General features: G+C 50.2%; 25 protein-coding genes and 1 pseudogene. 12 read left to right on the top strand and 14 right to left on the bottom strand.

What is annotated here, in order from left to right; all coding sequences use genetic code 11:
• The first annotated feature begins 7 nt into the window (after window positions 1–7).
• From VRC33_RS14200 to VRC33_RS14185, 4 genes and pseudogenes are all read left to right on the top strand, one after another.
• Window positions 8–991 (top strand): saccharopine dehydrogenase NADP-binding domain-containing protein, encoded by a 984-nt coding sequence (locus tag VRC33_RS14200; RefSeq protein ID WP_338556880.1) that lies wholly within the window; start codon window positions 8–10, stop codon window positions 989–991.
• 381 nt (window positions 992–1,372) lie between these two features.
• Window positions 1,373–1,984, top strand: a pseudogene (locus VRC33_RS14195) (glutathione S-transferase family protein).
• 76 nt (window positions 1,985–2,060) lie between these two features.
• Window positions 2,061–2,627 (top strand): NADPH-dependent FMN reductase, encoded by a 567-nt coding sequence (locus VRC33_RS14190; protein ID WP_338556878.1) that lies wholly within the window; start codon window positions 2,061–2,063, stop codon window positions 2,625–2,627.
• 211 nt (window positions 2,628–2,838) lie between these two features.
• Complete coding sequence (locus VRC33_RS14185) at window positions 2,839–3,456, top strand: LysE family transporter (protein WP_338556876.1); 618 nt, start codon at window positions 2,839–2,841, stop codon at window positions 3,454–3,456.
• A 118-nt stretch (window positions 3,457–3,574) separates the two neighbouring features.
• On the opposite strand, the gene VRC33_RS14180 is transcribed toward VRC33_RS14185, so the two are convergent.
• A complete protein-coding gene (locus tag VRC33_RS14180; protein WP_338556874.1) occupies window positions 3,575–4,309 on the bottom strand; it encodes a metallophosphoesterase family protein in 735 nt (244 codons plus the stop codon).
• A 473-nt stretch (window positions 4,310–4,782) separates the two neighbouring features.
• Complete coding sequence (locus tag VRC33_RS14175; protein ID WP_338556872.1) at window positions 4,783–5,409, bottom strand: LysE family translocator; 627 nt, start codon at window positions 5,407–5,409, stop codon at window positions 4,783–4,785.
• 209 nt (window positions 5,410–5,618) lie between these two features.
• On the opposite strand from VRC33_RS14175, the gene VRC33_RS14170 reads away from it, so the two are divergent.
• On the top strand, window positions 5,619–6,089 hold the full coding sequence (locus VRC33_RS14170) for an Lrp/AsnC family transcriptional regulator (protein ID WP_338556870.1): 471 nt from the start codon (window positions 5,619–5,621) through the stop codon (window positions 6,087–6,089).
• Between the two features lie 255 nt (window positions 6,090–6,344).
• Here VRC33_RS14170 and VRC33_RS14165 read toward each other — a convergent pair whose 3' ends face one another.
• From VRC33_RS14165 to VRC33_RS14145, 5 genes are all read right to left on the bottom strand, one after another.
• Window positions 6,345–6,977, bottom strand: a complete 633-nt coding sequence (locus VRC33_RS14165) for an alanyl-tRNA editing protein (protein ID WP_338556869.1) — start codon at window positions 6,975–6,977, stop codon at window positions 6,345–6,347.
• A gap of 44 nt (window positions 6,978–7,021) precedes the next feature.
• Window positions 7,022–7,954, bottom strand: coding sequence for a DMT family transporter (locus VRC33_RS14160; protein ID WP_338556867.1), 933 nt, complete (start codon window positions 7,952–7,954; stop codon window positions 7,022–7,024).
• 130 nt (window positions 7,955–8,084) lie between these two features.
• Complete coding sequence (locus VRC33_RS14155) at window positions 8,085–8,945, bottom strand: pyridoxal-phosphate dependent enzyme (RefSeq protein WP_338576738.1); 861 nt, start codon at window positions 8,943–8,945, stop codon at window positions 8,085–8,087.
• Between the two features lie 77 nt (window positions 8,946–9,022).
• A complete protein-coding gene (locus VRC33_RS14150; protein WP_338556864.1) occupies window positions 9,023–9,379 on the bottom strand; it encodes a RidA family protein in 357 nt (118 codons plus the stop codon).
• 25 nt (window positions 9,380–9,404) lie between these two features.
• Window positions 9,405–10,109 carry a PAS domain-containing protein gene (locus VRC33_RS14145; protein WP_338556863.1) on the bottom strand — a complete coding sequence of 235 codons (705 nt, stop codon included), beginning with the start codon at window positions 10,107–10,109 and terminating at the stop codon, window positions 9,405–9,407.
• A 145-nt stretch (window positions 10,110–10,254) separates the two neighbouring features.
• Between VRC33_RS14145 and brnQ the strand changes: the two genes are divergently transcribed.
• Window positions 10,255–11,571 carry a branched-chain amino acid transport system II carrier protein gene (brnQ, locus tag VRC33_RS14140; protein ID WP_338556861.1) on the top strand — a complete coding sequence of 439 codons (1,317 nt, stop codon included), beginning with the start codon at window positions 10,255–10,257 and terminating at the stop codon, window positions 11,569–11,571.
• 174 nt (window positions 11,572–11,745) lie between these two features.
• Here brnQ and VRC33_RS14135 read toward each other — a convergent pair whose 3' ends face one another.
• The 3 genes from VRC33_RS14135 to VRC33_RS14125 all read right to left on the bottom strand — a co-directional run bounded on the left by VRC33_RS14135 (window position 11,746) and on the right by VRC33_RS14125 (window position 13,530).
• Window positions 11,746–12,261, bottom strand: coding sequence for a hypothetical protein (locus VRC33_RS14135; RefSeq protein ID WP_338556859.1), 516 nt, complete (start codon window positions 12,259–12,261; stop codon window positions 11,746–11,748).
• A 25-nt stretch (window positions 12,262–12,286) separates the two neighbouring features.
• Entirely contained in the window at window positions 12,287–12,793 is a 507-nt protein-coding gene (locus tag VRC33_RS14130) for a DUF6790 family protein (RefSeq protein ID WP_338556858.1), read from the bottom strand.
• A gap of 548 nt (window positions 12,794–13,341) precedes the next feature.
• Window positions 13,342–13,530, bottom strand: a complete 189-nt coding sequence (locus VRC33_RS14125) for a TonB family protein (protein ID WP_338556856.1) — start codon at window positions 13,528–13,530, stop codon at window positions 13,342–13,344.
• Between the two features lie 366 nt (window positions 13,531–13,896).
• On the opposite strand from VRC33_RS14125, the gene VRC33_RS14120 reads away from it, so the two are divergent.
• The 4 genes from VRC33_RS14120 to VRC33_RS14105 all read left to right on the top strand — a co-directional run bounded on the left by VRC33_RS14120 (window position 13,897) and on the right by VRC33_RS14105 (window position 16,233).
• On the top strand, window positions 13,897–14,241 hold the full coding sequence (locus tag VRC33_RS14120; protein ID WP_338556854.1) for a colicin transporter: 345 nt from the start codon (window positions 13,897–13,899) through the stop codon (window positions 14,239–14,241).
• Between the two features lie 382 nt (window positions 14,242–14,623).
• Window positions 14,624–15,193: a TetR family transcriptional regulator gene (locus tag VRC33_RS14115; RefSeq protein ID WP_338556852.1), complete on the top strand. Its 570-nt coding sequence runs from the start codon at window positions 14,624–14,626 to the stop codon at window positions 15,191–15,193.
• A 56-nt stretch (window positions 15,194–15,249) separates the two neighbouring features.
• Complete coding sequence (locus VRC33_RS14110; RefSeq protein WP_338556850.1) at window positions 15,250–15,726, top strand: DUF1348 family protein; 477 nt, start codon at window positions 15,250–15,252, stop codon at window positions 15,724–15,726.
• 171 nt (window positions 15,727–15,897) lie between these two features.
• Complete coding sequence (locus VRC33_RS14105; protein ID WP_338556848.1) at window positions 15,898–16,233, top strand: hypothetical protein; 336 nt, start codon at window positions 15,898–15,900, stop codon at window positions 16,231–16,233.
• A 223-nt stretch (window positions 16,234–16,456) separates the two neighbouring features.
• Here VRC33_RS14105 and VRC33_RS14100 read toward each other — a convergent pair whose 3' ends face one another.
• A complete protein-coding gene (locus VRC33_RS14100) occupies window positions 16,457–17,485 on the bottom strand; it encodes an NAD(P)-dependent oxidoreductase (protein WP_338556847.1) in 1,029 nt (342 codons plus the stop codon).
• Window positions 17,486–17,630: 145 nt separating this feature from the next.
• On the opposite strand from VRC33_RS14100, the gene VRC33_RS14095 reads away from it, so the two are divergent.
• Window positions 17,631–18,245, top strand: a complete 615-nt coding sequence (locus VRC33_RS14095; protein WP_338556845.1) for a TetR/AcrR family transcriptional regulator — start codon at window positions 17,631–17,633, stop codon at window positions 18,243–18,245.
• Between the two features lie 202 nt (window positions 18,246–18,447).
• Here the strand turns inward: VRC33_RS14095 and VRC33_RS14090 are convergent, their stop codons facing one another.
• Both VRC33_RS14090 and VRC33_RS14085 read right to left on the bottom strand, forming a co-directional pair.
• Window positions 18,448–19,239, bottom strand: a complete 792-nt coding sequence (locus tag VRC33_RS14090) for a hypothetical protein (protein ID WP_338556843.1) — start codon at window positions 19,237–19,239, stop codon at window positions 18,448–18,450.
• Window positions 19,240–19,313: 74 nt separating this feature from the next.
• The gene (locus tag VRC33_RS14085; protein WP_338556841.1) at window positions 19,314–19,643 is read right to left on the bottom strand and encodes a hypothetical protein; all 330 of its coding nucleotides are present in this window, start codon (window positions 19,641–19,643) and stop codon (window positions 19,314–19,316) included.
• Window positions 19,644–20,224: 581 nt separating this feature from the next.
• Here VRC33_RS14085 and VRC33_RS14080 point away from each other — a divergent pair.
• Complete coding sequence (locus VRC33_RS14080; RefSeq protein ID WP_338556839.1) at window positions 20,225–21,610, top strand: FAD-binding oxidoreductase; 1,386 nt, start codon at window positions 20,225–20,227, stop codon at window positions 21,608–21,610.
• Window positions 21,611–21,790: 180 nt separating this feature from the next.
• On the opposite strand, the gene VRC33_RS14075 is transcribed toward VRC33_RS14080, so the two are convergent.
• Window positions 21,791–22,822 carry a methionine synthase gene (locus tag VRC33_RS14075; RefSeq protein ID WP_338556837.1) on the bottom strand — a complete coding sequence of 344 codons (1,032 nt, stop codon included), beginning with the start codon at window positions 22,820–22,822 and terminating at the stop codon, window positions 21,791–21,793.
• Between the last annotated feature and the right edge of the window lies 1 nt (window position 22,823).

The raw sequence follows: 22,823 nt of genomic DNA, 5'->3' as shown, positions 1-22,823 counted from the left end.
TGATTACATGAAAAAACTGATGATTTATGGCGCAACAGGTTATACCGGCAGCATGATCGTCCAGCACGCATTAGACGCCGGACTGCAGATAATCATTGCCGGACGTAACCAGCAAAAACTGGCAGCAATGACATCAGAGAAGAATGTCCCCTTCCGCGCATTCGGGCTGGATGATCCTGACCTCACTGATAAGGCGCTGGCCGATATTCACGTCGTCATCAACTGTGCCGGTCCGTACAGGTATACCGCACGGCCGTTGATGGAAGCCGCAATCCGTCAAAAGATTCATTATATGGATGTGGCGGCTGAACTGGACAGCTATCAGCTTGCAGAAACACTGGACAAGCAGGCCATTGAAGCAGGCGTGATGCTGTTACCCGGCTGTGGTGGGAGCGTGGCGATGCTGGGATGTCTGGCTGCTCATGCCGCAGCAAGGATCAATGCACCTCTCCACCTTTCACTCGCATTGAATGTCACCGGAACGATGTCACGCGGATCTGTGGTGAGTGCAACCGGGAATCTCTCAACTGAGTGTCTGATTCGCCGGAACGGCCATTTGATGCAACGCGAGTCCACTGAGTTAAAAGAGATCGATTTTGGCCAGGGGCCACAAGCCTGTTTTCCCGTTACACTGCCTGATCTCATCACTGTCTGGAAAGCAACAGGCATCGCTGATATCGAAACCTTTGTGCATATCACGGGCGAAGGTTTCCCGCAAGGAGAACCGGCAAACCTGCCGGACGGCCCGACCGTTCAGGAGCTTGAAAGGAATCGTTATCAGGCCGTCGCGGAAATTATGAATGCTGAAGGCAACACCTTGCGCCTCCTGCTGGATACAGTAAATGGCTACAGTTTTACTGCAATGGCTGCCGCTGAAGCGGCACGCCGGATCTTAGCCGGAGAATCGTCCCCCGGTTTCCAGACACCAGTCGGGTTATTTGGAAAAGACTTTGCAGAAACCATTGCTGATACGCGAGTCACGGAGATGTAGAAAGGCCGTTTAAAGACGATAAGTTAAAGCTCACCTGCCTGAAATGTCTGCTCTTCGCTCACAGCGGACCTTGCCTTGCGCGCATGTCCGCTTTGTGCCAGAAGCGGACATTGAAAGATATATAACATTGTTACGCAGTGAAACAGATGACGCGAGGAATCTATCTCTTGTAATGTAACTGAGGATTATGGATAAGAATTTTGAGCAGTCATGGGCAGCTCGCAAGGACATCGCATACTTGCCGATGGTATTGCCCGATTATGTTCAAATGAAAGAGATGTGCATATGGATGCCCCAAACGTTAAATTGGGAAAATACTATTAATCTTTTCTAAGTTGTTACAGACCGGAGCAATAAGCGCTGACTGTGTGGGGAAAGAAAATGTCATCGAATGTACAAGCCCTGATTTGGTGTATTGGGGAAATAGGGCTACCTTATAAACGTCACAATGTAGGCCACAAGTATGGGGAACAGACTCTGACGAGTTTTACAACATTGACCCTAATTGTACCGTACCCGTATTGCAGGATGGCTCTAATACACCACTTTGGGAAACAGGCGCAATATTACGTTATCTCGCCAATCGGTATGGGAGTGAAAGCTTCTGGCCTGCTGAGCTGTTAGCTAAAACCGAAGTTGATCGATGGGCGGAGTGGTCGAAGCTTAATATCGCTCAGGCATTTACTGCGCCAGTCTTCTGGCGAGTCGTTCGCACTCCTGGGATAAGCGGGATGCTGAGGCTATCAGCTCAGCTGTGGAGTCTTCGAAATAAAGCTTCAGATTGCAGAAGAGTGCCTGGAAGAACACAGCTTTTTAGTCGGGGAATCCCTCACCCTGGCCGACATTCAGTTTGGTCACGTATTATACCGTTTTTACGATATCAATATTGACCGCCATCCCCTTCCCAATTTGCGGGCATACTATATGCGACTGACTTCCCGTCAGCCTTTCCTTGAACATTTCATGATTTCTTATGATGAACTCAGGGCTTAGCCATTGAAAAATAATGACAATATCTGGTCATTAGACTGGCAGGGTAAGACACTATAAATATTTAGGACGTATTTCAATGAGTAATGGAAAGCATGTGTTGGGCGTATCCGGTAGTCTTCGTTCCGCTTCGTTGAACACCCTATTTTTACGGGCTATGGCTTTGATTTGTCCTGCAGGAATCACATTTGAAATATATGATTCTCTGAACAAAATCCCCCTTTTTAATGTTGATGATGAAGCTGAACAGAACACTGCAGTTGACCGCTGGAGAAATGCGCTTTCCAGGGCAGACTTGGTTATATTTGCCAGCCCGGAATATGCACATGGTGTCACCGGCGTCATAAAAAATGCTCTCGACTGGATTGTCAGCAGTGGGGAATTGCTGGATAAGCCGCTGTCATTGCCCAATCTGTCTGTCCGGGCCCATATGGCACACTTCCAGCTCGCAGAAACACTAAACGTTATGGGCGCAGTGCTGATAGAAGAGTGCTGCCCCAGAGCAACGCCTGATGCGCCTTATACACTTCCTGATGCGACAGAGTTTGAACTTGTTGAAAACACGGAAATATGCCCAAGAATGAATGATTTATGGAAAAGCATTGAACAGGCAGTCACAAAAACACAGAAATTTTCAAATATTTAAAATAAGGAGATTCATTTATTCCCAGACTGACAGTCATCGTAACCGGGCTGCCAATGTCCGTTTTTTTGCTTACTGCGGACCATATGCCCCTTTCGAACCGGTAAGTGCATATCGCAGACATCGTGTTATGTTGTAAACGGAAACGCTTCACAGTGGTGCGGAACACGCACCGAGAGGACTGAATGACATTTTGCATGGATGGAGTATAGATATGACAATTGATTTGGTTGCACTTTCCGCTATTAGCCTTGCCATCCTTTTTGGCGCAATGAGCCCGGGAGCCAGTTTTCTTCTCGTTGCCCGTACAGCTATGTCCAGTTCAAGAGGTGCGGCAATATCGGTGGCTGCAGGTATGGGATTTGGCGCGCTAATCTTTGCAGTCATCGCATTAGCCGGACTTAACGCACTGCTGACGTTGGTTCCATCGCTCTATACAAGCCTGAAGATTGCCGGCGGCTTTTACCTTTTGTGGCTGGCGCTAAAAATGTTTCGTCGTCCTTCGAAGGATTTTACTCAATCGGGTGTTACTGAGGAATTAAGTGCCTCCAGAGGTTTCGTTACAGGGGTCTTAACCCAAATCAGTAACCCCCAAACCGCACTTGTATTTGCCAGTATTTTTTCCGCAGCGCTCACCAATAATATTCAGCCTGCCATGTACATTATTCTTCCCCTGATGGCGTTCGCGATTGATGTTGTCTGGTATGCGCTCGTCGCATGTTTACTGTCAACAGGTGGGCCGCGTCAGGCTTACATTCGTTATCGCAAATTCATTGATAAATTAAGCGGTGGAGTAATGGCCCTGCTGGGATTGCGATTGCTTTTAAAGTGACTGAGTCGATTAAAATCCGGTCTAAGTGAGGAAGGCTTTGAGGTCAGTCCTTTCAGATCAGGCAAAGAAGTAACGTTCACTCTCAATACCTGAAATGTCCTTTAAAATCGTCCCGGCTTTACATTCGGCCAGTCTGGATGGCGTTGACCCAGTCTGGCCTGTTGTTTCTAATCGCTGCCGCTGCTGCTAACTCCCAGTCATATTCAATCGCTTTGAGCTCAACAGTCCAAACTTTATTGATCTGCTGCAGAATCGCGTAGCGTGCATGGGGAGAACCGCTTTCCATTTTATGCACGAAAGGCTGATCATCATCATATGCCTGAAGACCAACGCTGCCGGGGTTAACAATCAACCGGCCATCGCTCAGGCGTAATTTTCGGGGGATGTGAGTATGGCCACACAGGATCAGGGATGCGTTGGTGCTAGCAATAAGCGATAAAACGCGCGCCTCAGAAGACGGCTGGACACCTGTACGAGAAACGTCTTCAAGAAGATAAATGAGATCATCACCCGGAACGCCATGCACCATAAGTACGTCACTGTACAGTGTTAATTCTGCTGGAAGGTTTTTTAACCACTGCCAGTGCTCAGCACGAAGGTTATCGAAGGCATGCCTGTCGGAAAGACTCATGCTGGAGGGGCAGGTCTCAAGGAGTTGCCTCTCATGATTGCCTTTAATGGTTGGAATGTTTAGCTGCATCAGCCTGTCTGCGGTTTCCGCCGGAAATAGCCCACCCGAGACGATATCACCCAGATTCAGGATTTGATCGACGCCCTGAGACCTTATATCCGCCAGCACAGCATTCAGTGCCGGCAGATTGCCATGAATATCAGAAATTACGGCCAGTTTCATATGAAAAACCCTTTTATTTATTTTGTTCTCATACATTTTACCCGGTAGTGCTCACCCCGAGACAACAGATTACCTTCCTGCAGAGAGAGCTTTAGCTCTTATACCTGGAGCCTGCCCTGGAGGTAGAATACCTGTCCTGCTCGAGGACTGATAAGAAGCAATTGCCAACATTTCACACGAGTCTTACAAACTGGCGCATACGATGGATGTGTGCACAGAAAATCTTTGATGAAAAGGTACTTCTATCCAGTGGAGCGATGCCATAAAGGCAATTGTTTTAATGATTATCATTAAGTTGAGTGAGTGATTTTACGCCATCTCATTTATATCACCAATCACACAACACATGTTTCGGGAATGACAAGCATTCTAATGTCCGCTTTGTGCCAGAAGTGGACGTATAACTGAAGCTAAATTCAGCTGATTTTTGATGATATGGTGCTTTTGAATCTATTAGCACCATATTTTCGCTATCAGGTAACAGCCCTGTAGAACTGCTCGGATATCAGCATCAGAGCAATAATGATCATCAGAATGCCAGACACTCGGCTGACCCCTCTTGCCAGACGGGGACGGCTTTTGAGCACTATGCGCGCGCCATATCCAACCAGCAGGTAAACAGCGCCGCAGCTGATAAGATGAACCATCCCCATAGCCATCATCTGCACTGGCAAAGGCCAGCTGGCATGCGTATCAGTAAACTGCGGAAGCAGGGCCAGAAACAGCAGAAATACCTTTGGGTTCAGTCCGCTGATGCACAGCCCTTTGACCGCCCATCCTGCGCGGCTCGTAATATCATTTTCTTCGCTGGCAGCCGGTATCGACGGTCTCCGGATAACGCCTGTGCCCAGCCAGGCGAGATACAGCGCACCCGCAAGCGTCAATATATGCATCAGCTGCGGCTGAGCGGTGATGACACTCCCGATCCCTGCGGCAACAATCAGAATGGCAAGCAGATGGCCGAAAAGCATCCCCGCAACGGCAGGCATAACGCCTTTTCCGCGGATACCGGCTGAAATTGCATAGGCCCAGTCAGCACCCGGTGTGATAACAAATAAAACCGACACGGCCCAGAATGCGGCAAAAAGACTCAGTGGCATGCTTTCCCCCCTTGCTTCTCCAGTGCGACAGGCAGGGCGGAAGTGAAGCACTCACGCTTGTTCAGTTGCATATTTTATTTTTCCTCTGCGGCATGCGGGCCGGTGCCCGCACTCACCGGATAAATCGAGTAAAAAGAATATGCTCATGCAGTTAGAATGTGCTTTCATAGATACCTAAATATGAGCTTATTTTAGGGAGAATCTTCCATATGGACCGTATGGACAGAAGAATTCTTGCTGAACTTCAGGCGGACGGACGTCTGTCAGTCACGGAGCTAGCTGACAAAGTCGGCCTGAGCCTGTCTCCCTGTCATCGCAGGGTAAAAACACTTGAGCAGAACGGCGTGATTACGGGTTACCGGGCGAATCTGGACCCCGCCAGTATGGGCTACAGCTTTTCAGCCATCGTGTTCGTAACGCTGAGCGTGGCGAACAGACCGGCAGTCAGTGAATTTGAAGAAGCAGTGAAGGATGTGCCGCAGATAATTACGGCGCAGCGGCTGTTTGGTGACCCGGACTACATGCTGCAGGTAGTCTCACGCGACCTGAAGTCTTTCCAGGTCCTGTACGATGAAAAGCTTTCAGGAATGCCTGGCGTGCAGCGGTTAAATACCACGCTGGTTATGAAGACGGTTGTTCAGGACAGGCCACTGCCGTTGCATATCGATCCGGCAGGATAAAACTGCCCGGAAATCAGGCCGCAGAGTCAGCCTGCACTCAGTACTGCAAATATCAAATGACTGAATACAGGCTTACCTGATGAATGACTTTACTATCAGAATAAGATACAGAACCGCGACGACGGCAACCGTGGCCACTACGATTCTGCTGCCTTTTTTTACACTTGAACCCACACGTTTTCCCTCAGTCAGGTCACAGTTGATGACGCAACTCACCGGGACCGCCCGGAGTAAAGTCAGGCGGCCCCGTACAGATTAGTTCCCGAGTTCGTACTGAACGGAAAGCTGACCTTTTTTCTCTTTTACTTTAATGATACGTATCTCACCGATTTCCGTGGTTTTCTTCACGTGCGTCCCGCCACACGCGTAAGGCGTCAGATCGCCCCAGGTTACCATGCGTCTGCCTTCCTCTTCGCTCAGAATCAGCTCCAGGTTGCGTGCCATCATCTCCGCCGCATCTGCAGCAAAGTTTTCTGCAGTGACCGGGCTGGTCAGCCGGATTGCATCAAACACCACACGCCCTTCTCCCGGGCGATGATTGCCTTTATTACCGTGCCAGCCATATTTCTCCCCCGCCACGCCAATAATGTGGCCTGCAGAATGATAGCGGGTGTGGATACGGCGAAGGTCCGCATCTACAGAGATATGAACGGGACCTTCTGCGACAGGTGCATCAGTAATGTGAATGATGTTGTCACCTTCCTGTACGGCCTGAACCATATTCACGTTTCCGATGGTGCCCTTATCGGAAGGCTGACCGCCGCCCTGCGGATGAAACAGGGTTGCTGAAAGGATGATACGGAAACGACCGTCCTCATGTGGAATACAGCTGTCCACCTGTGATTCCATTTCAAGTGCGTCACTGTTGTAGTAGGTTCTTTCTGTCATGCTGGTTATCCTGGTTTACCTGTGTTTCGAAAAATTAAATGTGGTTATTCGGCAATGCTTTCTGTTACCGCGCCGCTGCGCTTCTTCATTGCAAGCCAGATCCCCGTAAGAATGGCGGCCATGCCTGCCGCATGGTAGGCATGCAGCGACTCATGGAGGAACAGCACGGCAAGAATGGCCCCAAATACCGGAATAAGGTGGATGCTCAGACCGGCCTGGGCCGCACCAAAACGCGCCACGCCATGATTAAACAGCAGGTAGGCGAGAACGGACGGGAAGATGCCCAGATAGAGCAGAGCCAGCAGCGATGGCGTATCCCAGACCGCAACGATCCCTCTGGCATACTCTGTCAGCCAGAGGGGGATCAGAAAGATGAACGCCACCGCTATCTGTACGGCCATCAGGCCAAGGCGGTCAATCTGAGAGGGAACGCTTCGCAGCCAGAGCGTGTAAAACGCGAAGGAAACCATTGCGCAGAACACGATCAAATCGCCGTGAGAAAATGAAAGAGCCGCCAGCGTATGCCAGTCACCGTGAGAGATAATGATCACAACGCCCGCACAGGAAATCAGCAGCCCGCCTGCCTGTAAGCCACCCAGGCGTTCGCGAAAAAACATCGCGCCAAACAGGGCGATCAGCACGGGTATAAATGAGTTCAGAAGCAGCGCATTAGCCGCCGTTGTCTCATGAAGCCCCATGTAAACAAGCGAATTAAACGCCACCACGCCGGTGAGCGACAGTCTGACAACAAGCCAGCGATTTGCCATATACAGCGGAAAATCCCTGCGAACAGATTTCCATGCAAAAGGCAGAATGAAAAACATCGCCAGTACCCATCGCCAGAGCGACAGCGTCATAGGAGGAACCGTACCGTGCACCGCTCTGCCTATAATAAAGTTGCCTGCCCAGAACAGAGGAGGCAGCACGATTAAAAGAAGGGCGGGTGAGAACAACCGCTTACGCAAACGGGGGTCCATGCTGAATTCCTTGTGAGGTACGAACGCAGAAAAACACAACAGACCGGATATGGGCTGTCAGGATAAGGGCGCAATGCGCCCTGCTGTGGATTTCCCGGGTATAACCTCCCTGAGCGGGAGGGCTGCAGTTTTAGGCTTTAAAAGTGCTGAGCGAGTTCACCGTTGCCGTTGAACCACCACAGACGATGACCAGTACATTTTTGTAATTACTGAGGTCCAGCTTTTTGCCGTACAACGGTGCCAGGGACGCGCCGCACGCCGGTTCAACCAGCATACGGTGATCGTCAAGGAAAGTGAGGCAGGCATCTACCGCTTCACGATCGGAGACGGTAACCGGCACAATGGTGCGTTTCTTCGCAAGGTCGAAAGCGCGCTGGCACACCTGACGTGCGCCAAGAGAGGTCGCCACGCCTGTCAGAGAGGCGACTTCAACAGGTTTACCGGCTTCAAGAGCGGCGTTGAAAGATGACATGCCCTGCGTCTCTACGGCATAAACCGGAACATTATCCAGGCCGTTTCGGCGCAGTCCTTCATCAACCCCGGCCAGCAGTCCACCACCGCCCACAGACAGGATCACGGCGTCAGGTCTGATACCGTCCTCAACAACCTCATCAATCATCGAGGCGTGCCCCTGCCAGAGAAGCGGATCGTCAAACGGGTGAAGAAAAGCATCCTGATCGGTCAGCAGTGACATCGCAAGTTCGTTAGCTTCTGACCACATTTTGCCGTGCACAATGACCTCTGCCCCTTCAAGCTGCAGCAGGTGACGCGCACGTTCAGACGTGGTTTCAGGCACGACGACGATAACCGGCACGCCGAGCTTGCGACCGGCATAGGCGACCGCCAGTCCGGCGTTTCCACCTGAGGAAGAAATAAAACGACGCGCACCCTTCCCGTAGTGATACTGACAGGCAAAGCCAATACCCCGGATTTTGAACGATCCTGATGGCTGCGCGGCTTCCATCTTCATCCAGACGCGGGTTCTGTTCATCTCGCCCAGCGGCAGTGATTCAAGCAGGGGGTTTTAATACTCAGTGACATTTCTCAACTCCGGTTAAAAGGCCTGATTCAGGCTAAAGCCTGAACTTCCAGTTCCACGTCAAGACCGTACGCCAGCTGGCTGACAACGGTAGAGCGCGCGGGAAATCCGTCCGGGAAGTAACTGCGGTAAATTTCATTGAATGCGCTGAAATGCGCCATATCTGAAATCCAGACGGTGACTTTAACCAGTCGGTCCAGCGAGGAGCCGCATACTTCAAGCGTCTCGCTGATGTTTTTCATTATCAGGCGCGTCTGCTCCTCAACGGTGCCGGGAACGGGTTCACCCTTTGCATTCATAGCCAGCTGGCCGGACAGGAACAGGAAACCGTTAGCCTCAACTGCGCGCGCAAAAGGGTACGGCATCGAGCTGGTATATCTTTTCATAGTGTCTCCACGCGCCCGGCAGTCATCAGCTGGCTGCGCTTTTCAGTTCATCAAGGTAGTTGTAGATGGTGTATCGGGTCACGCCCAGAGCGTCTGCTGCCTTTTCAACGCCACCCTTCATCAGAAAAATTCCGCGCTCCTGCATCTGCTGTACGGCCATCATTTTGGCTTTCTTTGCGTCAGCGCGACGGCTCCCGGGATTGAGGCCGGTTGCATTGCTGATAATTTCCTTCATCAGATCTTCAATGCTGTCATGAGGCTGCTCGGTATTCCTGGCTTCAGCCGCCGGAGCAGCGGGCGTCAGCGTTACGCCTGACAGCGTCTGCAGCAGGTTAAGTGCCTGCGCGATGCCGTTGTTGTCCACATTGACGCACAGAGCCGCAAAGGGCCGCGCATCACGGCCCCGGTAAATAGCTGTACTGCTTCGCAGCGGGGTGCCATCACGGGAGAACGTTTCGTAATCCGGCAGAAGCGTGACGCGCTCCTGACTTTCCTCAAGCGCAGTGATAAACGCCTTGTCTTTTCTCAGCCCCGCAAGGACTGAATCCCCTTTCTTACGCCCGGTCACGTAGGCATTCGCGATTTCGGCAATCGAAAACTCAGGATTGCGCAGGTCGTGCAGAACAATCTCGGTATTACCGGGTGCCACACTGCCAATGGCACGAACGGCAGCCGAGAGCATTAGCAGCATTTCCTGCTCGTAAGACATTTCGTCGGCTCGTTCAGTCATCACTTTTCCGTATTGTTTAATTCAACATCATGTGGAATATGCTACCAGAGTTACGGAACTTATATCAACAATGTGTTGAATTAATTTTATCGAATGTAATCTGTAGGCAGTTAGCAGAACTTCTGATATCAGGCGGGGGACAGGTATGACTAATAAAGAACTGGTTATTTTAGGGTTTATGACGTTTGCGCTGTTTGTGGGTGCCGGAAATATCATCTTTCCGCCATTTATCGGGCTGCGGGCGGGCGGAAATTTATGGAGTGCGGCCAGTGGTTTTCTGGCTACGGGCGTGGGCCTGCCTGTCATCTCGCTGATCGCGATGGCAAGATGTGGAGGAGATATCGGGGAGCTGATGAAGCCTGCCGGTAAGACACTGGGACTGATGCTTTCTGTGGTTTGCTATCTGGCTCTTGGGCCATTGTTTGCAACTCCCCGTACAGCGACTGTTTCCTTTGAGGCCGGGATAAATCCTCTTTTCTCCGGGCATCTGCCGCTGAGCCTTTTCAGCGGCACCTTTTTCCTTCTGGTCATCCTGTGCTCACTGAACCCTGCCAGGCTTTTACATCTTATCGGAAAGTTTCTTTCCCCTATGAAGATTATCGCGCTGGGGCTGCTGGGTGCCTGGGCGCTTACTCACCCTGCCGGCAAAGCAATATCCACGTTTACGGATTATCAGCAGGGTGCATTCTCACTGGGGATGGTAAACGGATATCTCACCATGGATGCGCTGGCTGCAGTGATGTTCAGTATGATTATTGTCGGAGCAATCCGTCAGCACGGGGAGATACGTCCGGGAAAAATCGTGTCAGGCGTCATTATCGCCGGACTTATCGCGGGTGCTGGCCTGACATATGTCTACATCAGCCTGTTCTATCTGGGGGCATTCAGTCTGCCAATCGCTCCGGGAGCCACCAATGGCGCAGACATCCTGATCGCCTATGTAAATTATGCATTCGGGTACCGGGGCATGTTACTCCTCACGTTTATCATTACGCTTGCCTGCCTGGTGACAGCTATCGGTCTTACCAGCACCTGTGCTGCCTACTTCGCCCAACTGACGAAGTTCTCCTATAAAAAACTGGTTATTGGTTTTGCTCTGTTTTCGATGCTGGTATCGAATCTTGGTCTGACCGAAATTATAAAGATTTCCCTGCCAGCACTTACCTCAATCTACCCGCCATTCATTGTGCTGATTATGGCCGCTATCGTTTCCGGTAAAAATGCCCGACCGGTTATGGTTTACCTTCCCTGCGTATTAACCTCTCTGATAATCGGCTGCGTTCAGAGTTTTGTACCTGCTTCAGCGATGCCTGGTTTTATGAAGAATCTTCCGCTGTTTGATGAAAAGCTGGCCTGGGTACTCCCGACCCTTTGCGTGGGAACGGTTTGTTTTGCGATCATTGGTTTCAGGGCAGTAAAACAAAAAGTGTCTGAGCCCGAGGTTCTGCTGGTGAGAGAATAAAAAAGATGAACCGTAAACGCAGGTATTACGGGTTATTACTCTCAATGTCCGCTCCTCGCTCAAAGCGGACTGTAAACCAACTGCAGCGGGTAGCCTTGCCGTTTGCCATCCGAGCCCAGCCGGAAAGCCCGGAACGCGCTTGCCTGGGGTTAGTTGAGGAACTTCTCCGCTCGCTTAGCCAGCTTCATGTTCAGGCGCCGCGCGGTAAGCCTGAATGTACCGGCTGAATTTGCCGACAAATATGCCAGCAAACAGACCATAAGTGATAATTTCTGAAACCATTACCCAGGGCTGTGTAGCCACCCCAGGGTCGGTAGCCTGCAATACTCCAAAAGCATATTTGCTGACAAAAGCCGCCAGCATTACAGGCAGAACGGTGAAATCAGCGGGGCGGACGATAATCCCGCGCCGTCGATCGACAGTGAGGGCTTTCGGTTTTACGAACCGCGCACCGATGACCATACCTGCAATCAGTGACACAAGCCACAGAGAGACCGATTCCAGCCTGAAACCATACAGACGCTGCATCTCGACAAGTCCCATAATGGTAAAAATCAGCGGTACTATGGCCAGTTTTCCCAGCGTGACCTCACCAGGCTTTCTTGCCTTGATACCACGCAGCATGAGGTAAATAAACAGCAGGTAAACCCAGAACGGGGTGCCTGATAAAAAACCGGACAATAGGGTCATCTTGTTCTCCAGTCAAAATCGGTCGTCAGGTTACTTTCCGGGTAGGGCGCCTGGCCTTAAAAGCCAGAATAAGAAGCAGCGGCAGCAATACTATTTGGATTATTGTTAACCCCAGCAAGACCCCTGCATTCCCGGCCTGATAATCCCCGGCACGCGCAATTTGATGAAAATGCCCATAGGCGAGGCCGGCAAACTCAATCGCAACCAACATCACCACTGCTGATTTAAATTCAAGGGTGCGCCAGAAGGAGACCATAGCCACAATGCCCAGGGCAATATCCGACATACCCATTTCGAACTGAAACGGGCTGCTCTGCCAGCCTATGAATGCCGCTGCGGTTTGCGGCCATAGCGTGTGATAAAGCCCAGCCCACAGAGAAGTAAAACCTATAGAAAGCAGCAGTAACCAGGAAAGAAAATTCTCAGCGCGGCTGATAGTTTTTCGGGTGTAAATTACCGATAACAGCAACGCAAGAATAAACGCTACCAGAGGAATGTTAGTTAAAACCAGGCGAACAATACTGGCAATCATAAATCTCACTCCCCGGTAATTTATTTATATGAATTATGTCCCCTGTTGCTGATTATGTGGTTTTCAGCCTGGCGCTCAGCTTGTTTTTGGCCCGGTAAAACGTGCAATGCCCGGTTTTTCTCTCAGCCTGCAAGGTGAGAACGTTGCTTTCTTCGCCGTGCAGGCATGTTGTCCTCAGGTTATTTCTGATTAAATTTTCGAGGCTCTGAATACCGCGTTCGCATAGTGAGATTTATCTTAAAAATTTTCAGTGCCACGTTAATCGATGACAGTTGCACTGAATGTACGTTAGTCATTTAATCCGTAAATCTGACAGGGGACATTCGGACGCTACAATACTGTTTCAACTGAACAGCCCAAGAGTGTACGTACACGCCGGAAAGCTAATGTCCGCTTTTCGCTCACATCGGACCTTGACCCGCGGGTTTATCCGCTTTGCACCAGAAGCGGACGTATCTGATATTATAAGTTAACGATTTGAAGACCGACATACAGTCATAAGAACTTCCAGAATATCAGTCATCAATTTCAAATATGCAGCCTTCAAATTAAATCTGATTTTGCACTTTTAATTTTACAGTCATGGGCAGATTCCTGGCAGGTTTGCCCTTTTCAAAACGCCATTTTGATACGGCTGTTATTACAGCATCATCGAACAAGTGGTCTGGCGTGGACTCAATAATTCTCATCTGGCTTACCCTGCCTTCTGTATCAACGTCAAAGTTAAACTTAACCATACCCCCAATCCGGTTCTTGACCGCATAGTATGGGTAGACGGGCCGATCTTGCCGAAGGGGCTTTGGTTGTTCAACTTTACCAGGTGAATGAGTGGAACATGCACTTATTACAAGAACAGCCAGAACGATCAGATACCGATACATAACAATCTCCCTTTGTTAATAAAGATTATCATTATACTTACATTTCACTCCTTTGGCGACTTCAAATACAATGTTATAAAATCAAAGTGTTACTTTACCCATTGATTTTATTGATTAATTCATCATGACCTTTAGCATTGGCAGTAATGAACCAGGAACTGGTATTAGCAACATTACTGTTTTTCCATTAATAATGGGCCAATCAATCAGACCAATGTTCGGATGAAAAAGATGACTGAAGCGGGTTTCAATCGAAGTATCGCATATGGCAGTTCTGAAGAATTTTTCAAGCTGAATGGTAACTCAGCTATGAAGTTGACCCCATTGGCAGCGAAAGCAGTTTGCATTAAAGCTGCACAGTATGGTTACTACGTTGCTCGCGTGGAAGCAGGACACTGGATTGGTCAAGGTTTCCGCCCTGATATGTCAGCCACATGGGACGCAAAAGCTCAACTGATCAAAGATAAAAACTTTCATGAGAATGACAAATTAGCTGTCAGTAACGTTGTTCAGGATCAGCATGAAGGGTATGAAGCGTTTATGATAACGCTGCTTTTTAAAAACTAATATTTACTACTATGTCGATGGTACAGGGCAGAAACCCAACGTTATGTCTGCCTGTCACTCACAGACGCCCTGGTTTAATGATCCTGGCCGATTCGTGCCATAAACGGGCTTAACTCATTCATTTTGTGCCACTCCAGGCCTGCCACTTCCCAATCCTGGGTAATGGCTCAACTCAGGCTTTATCGTCAGCCCATTGCTAAAAACTCATTTTCACCACTCCCGACCTTCCCACATTCAACATGAAATAAGATCGCTTCCGATCGCATTATTTCTATAAAAATAAAGAGTTAGCTAACTACCGGAAAGTGAGTTTCTACAATCTCAAAAAAGATTTCAGAAAAAACCATTGACCAGGTAGAACGATCGTTCTACCTTTTAGGCTATGAATAAGAAGCCAGGCAATACCCGAGAAAAAATCCTGCAAACTGCTGAGCAGCTCATCTATCAGAACGGCATTCACGCCACCGGCATGGAGCTTCTGGTTAAGACCTCAGGAGTCGCAAGGAAAAGTATTTATCGCCATTTCGCGAACAAAGAGGACGTGGCAGCAGCCGCGTTAAATGGGCGTGACGAACGGTGGATGCACTGGTTCAGAACTGAATCTGATAAAGGCGAAACGCCTCAGGATCGCATTCTGAATATGTTCACTGTTCTGAAGAGCTGGTTTGAGTCCGCGGGATTCCGTGGTTGTGCGTTTATCAACACGGCCGGAGAAGTTGGTGATCCAGACGACCCCGTTCGCCAGATAGCGAAGATGCATAAACAGAAATTGCTGAATTACGCCCTTGAACTTGCCGAACAACTGAACGTTGAACACCCGGCAGTTTTGGCCAGACAGCTACTGATTCTGATGGAGGGGGCTATCACCACGGCATATGTGATGGGCGACTGGAGCGCCGCCGACAACGCAAGGGAAGTGGCGAAGCTTTTGCTGAAACAGGTCTCTTCCTGAGGCCAGAGTAGTGAAAATATTTTTTACTCATAACTAAAATTCAAAGGAGTTTTACCATGTCTGATGCACAAGTACGTCCGCCACTGCCTCCATTTACTCTTGAATCGGCGATTGAAAAAGTTCGACTGGCTGAAGATGGCTGGAACAGTCGCGATGCTGCAAAAGTATCGCTGGCTTACTCACTGGATACTAAATGGCGTAACCGTGCCGAGTTCGCAAATAACCGTGAAGAGGCGGAAGGCTTCCTTGCCCGTAAGTGGAAAAAAGAGCTTGAGTACCGCCTTATTAAAGAGCTGTGGGCATTCGGCGGTAACCGCATCGCCGTCCGTTACGCCTATGAATGGCGTGATGATTCAGGTAACTGGTTCCGCTCTTACGGCAATGAAAACTGGGAGTTTGAGGCCGATGGCCTGATGAAGCGTCGCTTCGCCTGTATCAATGACATGCCAATCAAAGAAAGCGAGCGCAAATTCTTCTGGCCGCTGGGGCGTCGTCCGGATGATCATCCAGGCCTGTCAGATTTGGGTCTGTAAGTCAGTCGGTTATCCCGCGTGAGGCCCACGACTACGCCCATAGCCAGAACCTCACGCACAGGAATCCCAGGCTGCTCCCGGAAGTGAGCTACGCTACACTGGAATGGTTAGTGAACAAATGATATCGAAACTTAAAATTAAAAGGTGAATCATTCTTTAAAAGAGGTTTTTATGTCAGAGAGTAAACAGAGCAGCCAACTTGATAATGAGATTTGTGTTCATGTGTTTACGGCTTCCGCCGTTATGGTGGGCGTATGCATCACAGTCATTGGCATTTTTCAGGTCATAACCACTCTCCGGCGGGAAAATACGCTTGGAGACGATCTTCTTGCTGTGAATGTAATCATGTATTTAGTGGCAACCTTACTCTCCTACTGGCAGCTCAGGACCAAAAATATTCGCCGTAATCACCTGCTTGAAAAAATTACAGATATTGTCTTTATCATCGCCCTGACTTTTACAACGATTGTGGCCTGCATCATTACCTGGGTAATGACCTTCACATAACGCGTTAATTGATAATGCAGAACCAGAGCCTGTCAGGACCCTGACAGGAAAGCACGGAAGGGGGTAATACATAAAATGGATTTGCCACATATTAAGTGCGCAGACAGCCCGTTGCATTGAAATACAGCTTCAAACCTGAAGCCATAATTGAACATGAGAAACTCAGAGTCATTCAGACCCTGAGAGTTACACTTTTAAGTGATTCAGGGTATGCACTTGTTGGTTATTGCTGTGCTCCTGAAACAGATGACAATGGCAGTTCCATGAGCTGGCCTCCCTCTTGCTTAAGTCGCGCTAAATAGTGCGCCGCATCCAGAATCTGATAAGGAAAATACAGGCCCGGCGCAACCGGTGGCTTTCCATCCAGCCCGACCATGCGTTCAATAAGCAGTGCAATCCCCATTCCTGTCAGCGGTGCTGCTCCGCCCGGATGCATTATCGCATGTCGGGTATGAAGAGCCTGCCCGGCAATGTCCAGACCCGAAATATCAATGATGATTTCAGTGGAGAATGTTTCGCCTTTACGTCGGCGCGAACTGATACCCATGCCCAGGTCAAACTGGACGTTGCCCGCACCCGTTGCCGATGCCAGGCCAACCACGTCAATCGATGAAAAGCCTGTAGCGGCGATTTCAGTTCCGTCGATCGCTGAGAACGTCGCTCTGGCATCATTGCCTTCGCGCCACATATAGGCACCGACCCGGCGCGTCAGAGCCGCTGGCATCAGGTGGTTGAGATGTGCAAAATCCGCTGCGACCGCAGGACCGCCGACATCTTCTTCATCGACCAGGGCTCCAATACGAATTTCGTGTACCTGGCTGAATGACTTGCTCAGATGAAGTGCAGGAACCGTCGTGGCTCCGACCAGCCACTCGTAGCCAAGTGTTATTGCCGCCGCCCCCGGAGCATTCATGAAGCTTGCGATTTCCGGAGCTATTTCGAATACGCCCGAGGAAATACTCAGGTGTGGTACGCCACGTGATTGAGCAAAGCGGAGTCCGGCGAGAGTATGATCTTTATACAGAACGACTACAGCACTGATTTTTCGCTCACCGAGGCCGAGATCTGCGCAGTTCGTATCGACTGCAACACCCTCTGCACCTCCGATTTCTGCCGCTGCTTTCTGGGCTTTGAAAAGGTCGCGACCGCCTATAAGTACAGGGATATCAGGATAAGTAGTGCGTAGCGCCCGAACAGCCTGGTGACCAATAGCACCTGAGCCGCCCATGAGTAAGACAGGATCGAATGACATAATCATGATTCCTCGTTGATGTGGTAAGCTACCATTAGTAGGAAGCATAGCACCACATTTGGCAATAAGCTACCTTTGGTAGGTTTGGTAGGTTTGGTAGGTTTGGTAGGTTTGGTAGGTTTGGTAGGTTTGATAGGGAAATATAATGAAAGAACACAATTCTCTGGTAATCGGTTCAGCTGCGCGGAGGTTATCCAGGGCAGAACGACGACAACAGCTTCTGGACACCGCGCTCAAGATCGTTCGGGAGGAAAATGCTGATCGGCTCACTCTGGGACATCTGGCTGTGTGTGCAGGCGTTTCGAAACCTGTAGTTTATGATCATTTCGCGACTCGTTCGGCGCTGTTGATTGAGCTTTACAGATGGATTGATACAGAGCGGGTCAGAACGTTTACTGAGGCTATGAGCATCGCTACGCGAAGCCTGCAGGAAACTGTACAGATGCTGGCGAGTGCCTATGTCCACTGCGCCGCAGATAAAACGGACGAGTTTCACGCGGTAGGTGCGGCCCTGGCAGGTAGCGAAGAGAAGGTGGCGGTTTTCCAGGAACTTCTGGACAACTGTGTCGCAATGTTCGTGTCAGTCCTGAGACCACATGTAAATATGTCTTCCCAGTCGTTAAAACAAAGTTGCATCGGTCTGGTCGGAGCGGGCGAAGCGCTGTCCGTAGCGCTTACTCGCGGACGAATGAACGAAACTGAAGCTGTTACTGCCTTTGCCTTATTGATCAAGGGAATGGTACAGGCCAGTGAATGTTAACGGGTATCTATGGGGCTGGTGGTACATTCTTATGCCGAAGCGACTTCCCGGGCTATTCCGTTAAGCAATATGATTTTATAACTCCAGGTCGCTGGCTAAAGGTGAATCTGCACTGCCACCAGAAATGTCTGCACTTAACTTTGCCGGGATCATCACCCGGCTCAAGAACAGAGAGACCGTACTGAACATTGCGACACTATATTCAATTTAAAAATTGCAGATTCAGTCCGAAGAAGATCTGCCAGCGGGGCTGACCCGCTCCGCGATCCGCGACGCTGCCCTGTGGCTCAACGAAAAAGTTGTAAACGGTTTTGCCGCTCTTGATAACCTGTCCCACACCCAGTCCGAGGGGAACGCCATAGCTGTCATTCTGGAAGTTATAATTCCAGATAGGCGCGGAACGAAGGTACGTGCCGCCCCCCAACTGATAAAAGGCAAACGGCTGGAAGGCACCAATATTAACGTCGCTGCGGTCGCCTTCTCCGGCAAAGCTGTGCTGCCAGGAGGCGAGATAACCATACTGAAACACGGGCGAACTGGCGTTAAAGAGCACGTTTACCAGGCCCGCCGACCATTTCTCGCTTCCTAACTCATGTTCTGACGCGGTGGGTGCGGTTAGCTGGGGGCCAAATCCAAAGCTCACGGCCGGATTGCCGGTATCAATCAACCACGCGGTAAACAGGTTAAGATCGCCTGTTCCGGTTTTATGGCCGCCCTCCGGCGGTGTGGGGTAGGTATTAACCGGCAATGAAGCACGCAACAACCAGTGGCTGTCATTCACTGAAAAAGGCTGGGCATAACGCAACCAGAATTGATTTGCATCCTTATCGGAACCCGTAACGTCGCCGATATAATAATTCTGCATGTTGAAGGCGGTCATATTAGCCAGCGGGTTGTTCGCCTGCGCCGAACCTGATGAAGCATCCTCAGCCCAGGCGGCTGCGGATGTCAGCGCCAGTGATAACAGCAGCATGCCGGTTTTTAATTTCTTCATGATCATCTCCGGAAAGCATAAGCAAGGGGGTACCATGCCACCGTTGAGGGCGGGGTATGGCGCCTGGGTAATAGTCATTCGACGGTTAAACTGGTTAACGATGGGATACCCCAGATAAAGGCCTGCTGCGCGATGGCCTTAACATAGGCCTCCGGCATGGTCACGTCGGGCGAAAGCTGATTCAGCAGATCGGGCTTTTGCGGATGCGTAATGGTCAAGGGTGCTGACTGGGCGTATGCCTGTGCGCAGGTCAGACTCAGAGCGACAGAAAGCGCCAGCCAGTTGCCGTTATTAATTTGCGCCATCAGCGGTGAGTGGGGAGGTGCATCAGCAGATAAAACCGGAAAAGCAGAGCCAGCGGATAATAATCCGCACAGGATAAGGCTAAGGGGTCGAAGTTTCATTTGTATCCTCTTGAGCATTGAGATTCGTTACCGAAAAAAGCAAAGAGGCCTGCTGATTCTTCCCATATACCAGCAGGATATACATGGTGAAAGGGTGGTGGGCTTACATTTCGATAAAATTGTAGAAAAAAATTTTACATTTACCAGTTTGACTTAGGGGATTTGGGAGATCTGTATCACATGCCTGAATCTGTACAGGGGAAATTCAATTAAAACGCGTTAATTACCTTGTCTGACTTAATGCACTTTGGTTCGAAGCTCTTTCAGATACCAAACCTTAATTATGCCCAAAGAGCTAAACGGCCTTTTGGTGGACCTCACCGGACAATCTCTGTTAGGGGCGGGTAATTCACTGCAACAGAGCAGGGACAGGAGCGCCTGTTTTTCTTAACGAACAGGCCTGGTTCAAGCTGATTTATCCGTCACCAGAATCCACAGGCAATGATGACTCAACTGAGGCGCCCTGGACCGATCATGATTGCGACCAATGTCGACAAAATTCGTAAAATAACCCCGCAAAACCCTCGTATTTTGGCAAAACCGTCATAATTATCTGGGATTCACAAAAGCAGGAGACAATCATGAAGGGGTTAATAAATGTAGATATCGACGAGTTCAAATCGCACTTCCAGGGAGAGGTGATCCTTCCTGACGAGACAGGCTATGACGAGGTGCGAGAGATCTGGAACGCCATGATCGACCGCAAACCCGCGTTGATCGCCCGCTGCACGTCGCCAGAGGATGTCGTCCGGGCCATCGAATTTGGGCGCACGCAAAATCTCCTTATTTCGATCCGGGGAGGCGGTCACAACATCGCAGGTAATGCCGTGTGCAACGACGGCCTGATGATCGACCTCTCGCTGATGAAGCGAGTGGAAGTAGACCCTGGCACCCGCAGAGCCAGCGTCGAGCCAGGCTGCACCCTGGCCGACTTTGATGCCGCAGTGCAGGCGCATGGTCTTGCCACGCCTCTGGGCATCAATTCAACCACCGGTGTGGCCGGACTGACACTTGGCGGCGGGTTCGGCTGGCTGAGTCGTAAGTACGGCATGACCATAGACAATCTGCTCTCAGCGGATGTTGTCACGGCAGATGGCAGTCAGCTACACGCCAGCGAATCAGAGAATGCAGATCTCTTTTGGGGGCTGCGGGGTGGGGGAGGCAACTTCGGGGTGATTACGCGCTTCGAATTTCAACTCCATCCCGTCGGGCCAGATGTATTGAGTGGGCTGATCGTCTTTCCGTTTGACCAGGCAAAACAGGTGATCTCGCAGTTCGCCCGATTTACCCTCACCATGCCGGAAGAGCTCAACGTCTGGATGGTCACCCGTAAGGCACCTCCGCTGCCTTTCCTTGCTGAGGACGTTCACGGGAAAGAGATGGTTGCGCTTGCGCTGTGCTATGCGGGCGACCCTGAAGAGGGCAAGAAGCATATTGAGCCGCTGCGCGGGTTTGGCACGGCGCTTGGTGAACATATCGGCGTGCAGCCCTATACCGCCTGGCAGCAGGCATTCGATCCGCTACTGACAAAAGGCGCGCGCAACTACTGGAAGTCGCACAACTTCTCGCAAATCAGTGATGGCGTTATTGATGCCATCATCGAATACGCCGGCAGATTGCCGTCACCTCATTGTGAGATATTCATCGGAACAATTGGAGGGCAGACAACGCGCGTAGCGCCTGAAGCAATGGCCTATTCGAACCGGGATGCCAACTACGTGATGAATGTGCATGGTCGCTGGGAGACAGCCGCTGAGGATGAGCACTGCATCGCCTGGGCAAGGGAATTCTTTGCTAAATCACAACCCTTTGCCAGCAGCGGCGCCTACATCAACTTCCTGACCGAGGAGGAGACCGACCGCATCGCTTTTGCTTACGGTGCAACCTGGAATCGGCTGGTGGAACTTAAGAATAAGTATGACCCGATGAACCTCTTCCGGATGAATCAGAACATCAAACCGGCATGAGACACGGTATAGCGCCTGACAACAGTAGCCGGCAGACAGGCTTTGGGGGCTAAACGTCAGGCGCAAACCCGGCAGAATAAAGGTCATCACTCAGTCCGGCTAAGGGCTGGAGGAGGTCAGCGATTGCACCCCTCGCTCACCCGGACTGAGTTTTCCTGATTGCTCTGCTTTCAGGCGAAATTAGTTAGCCGAAAGTTCTCTGCGGACGATTTCTGCACCTGCACTCAAAGCATTGAGCTTACCTCTAGCTACATGACGGGATAAAGGCGTCATGCCGCAGTTGGTGGAAGGATAGAGCTTATCGGCATCTACAAACTGCAGTGCTTTGCGTAATGTACTGGCGACTTCTTCTGGTGTCTCAATGGTATTGGTTGCCACGTCAATAGCGCCAACCATCACTTTTTTACCGCGGATAAGCTCAATAAGTTCCATTGGAACACGAGAGTTTTGGCACTCCAGTGAGATTATATCGATGCTGGATTTTTGCAGTTTAGGGAAGATTTCCTCATATTGCCGCCATTCTGATCCCAGCGTCTTTTTCCAGTCGGTATTGGCTTTAATGCCATAACCGTAGCAAATATGCACAGCCGTCTCACATTTAAGGCCTTCAACGGCTCTTTCTAATGCGGCAATACCCCAGTCATTGACTTCATCGAAGAAGACATTAAACGCAGGCTCATCAAACTGAATAATATCGACACCAGCAGCTTCTAATTCCCGCGCTTCCTGATTCAGGATTGTGGCGAATTCCCAGGCCAATTTTTCGCGACTTTTATAATGGCTGTCATAAAGCGTATCTATCATAGTCATTGGGCCTGGCAGTGCCCATTTAATAGGTTTTGTGGTTTGCTGACGTAAAAATTTAGCATCCTCAACGAAAACCGGCTTCTGGCGTGACACTGCACCCACCACTGTCGGTACACTTGCGTCATAGCGATTACGGATTTTAACGATTTCGCGTTTCTCAAAATCCACACCGCTAAGGTGCTCAATAAAGGTGGTGACAAAATGTTGACGCGTTTGCTCGCCATCACTGACTATATCAATACCTGCCTGTTGTTGATCCTGCAGGCACAAACGCAGAGCATCTTGTTTGCCCTCAATCAGCTCCTGATCCTGCAGTTTCCAGGGTGACCAGAGTGTCTCAGGTTGTGCAAGCCAGGAGGGCTTAGGTAAGCTGCCCGCAGTTGAAGTAGGTAATAATATTTTCATA

The organism is Erwinia sp. E_sp_B01_1, from assembly GCF_036865545.1.
In the GTDB taxonomy this organism is placed as follows: domain Bacteria; phylum Pseudomonadota; class Gammaproteobacteria; order Enterobacterales; family Enterobacteriaceae; genus Erwinia.
The sequence above is the reverse complement of the archived record's forward strand: the minus strand, read 5'-3'. Positions and strand labels throughout refer to the sequence as shown.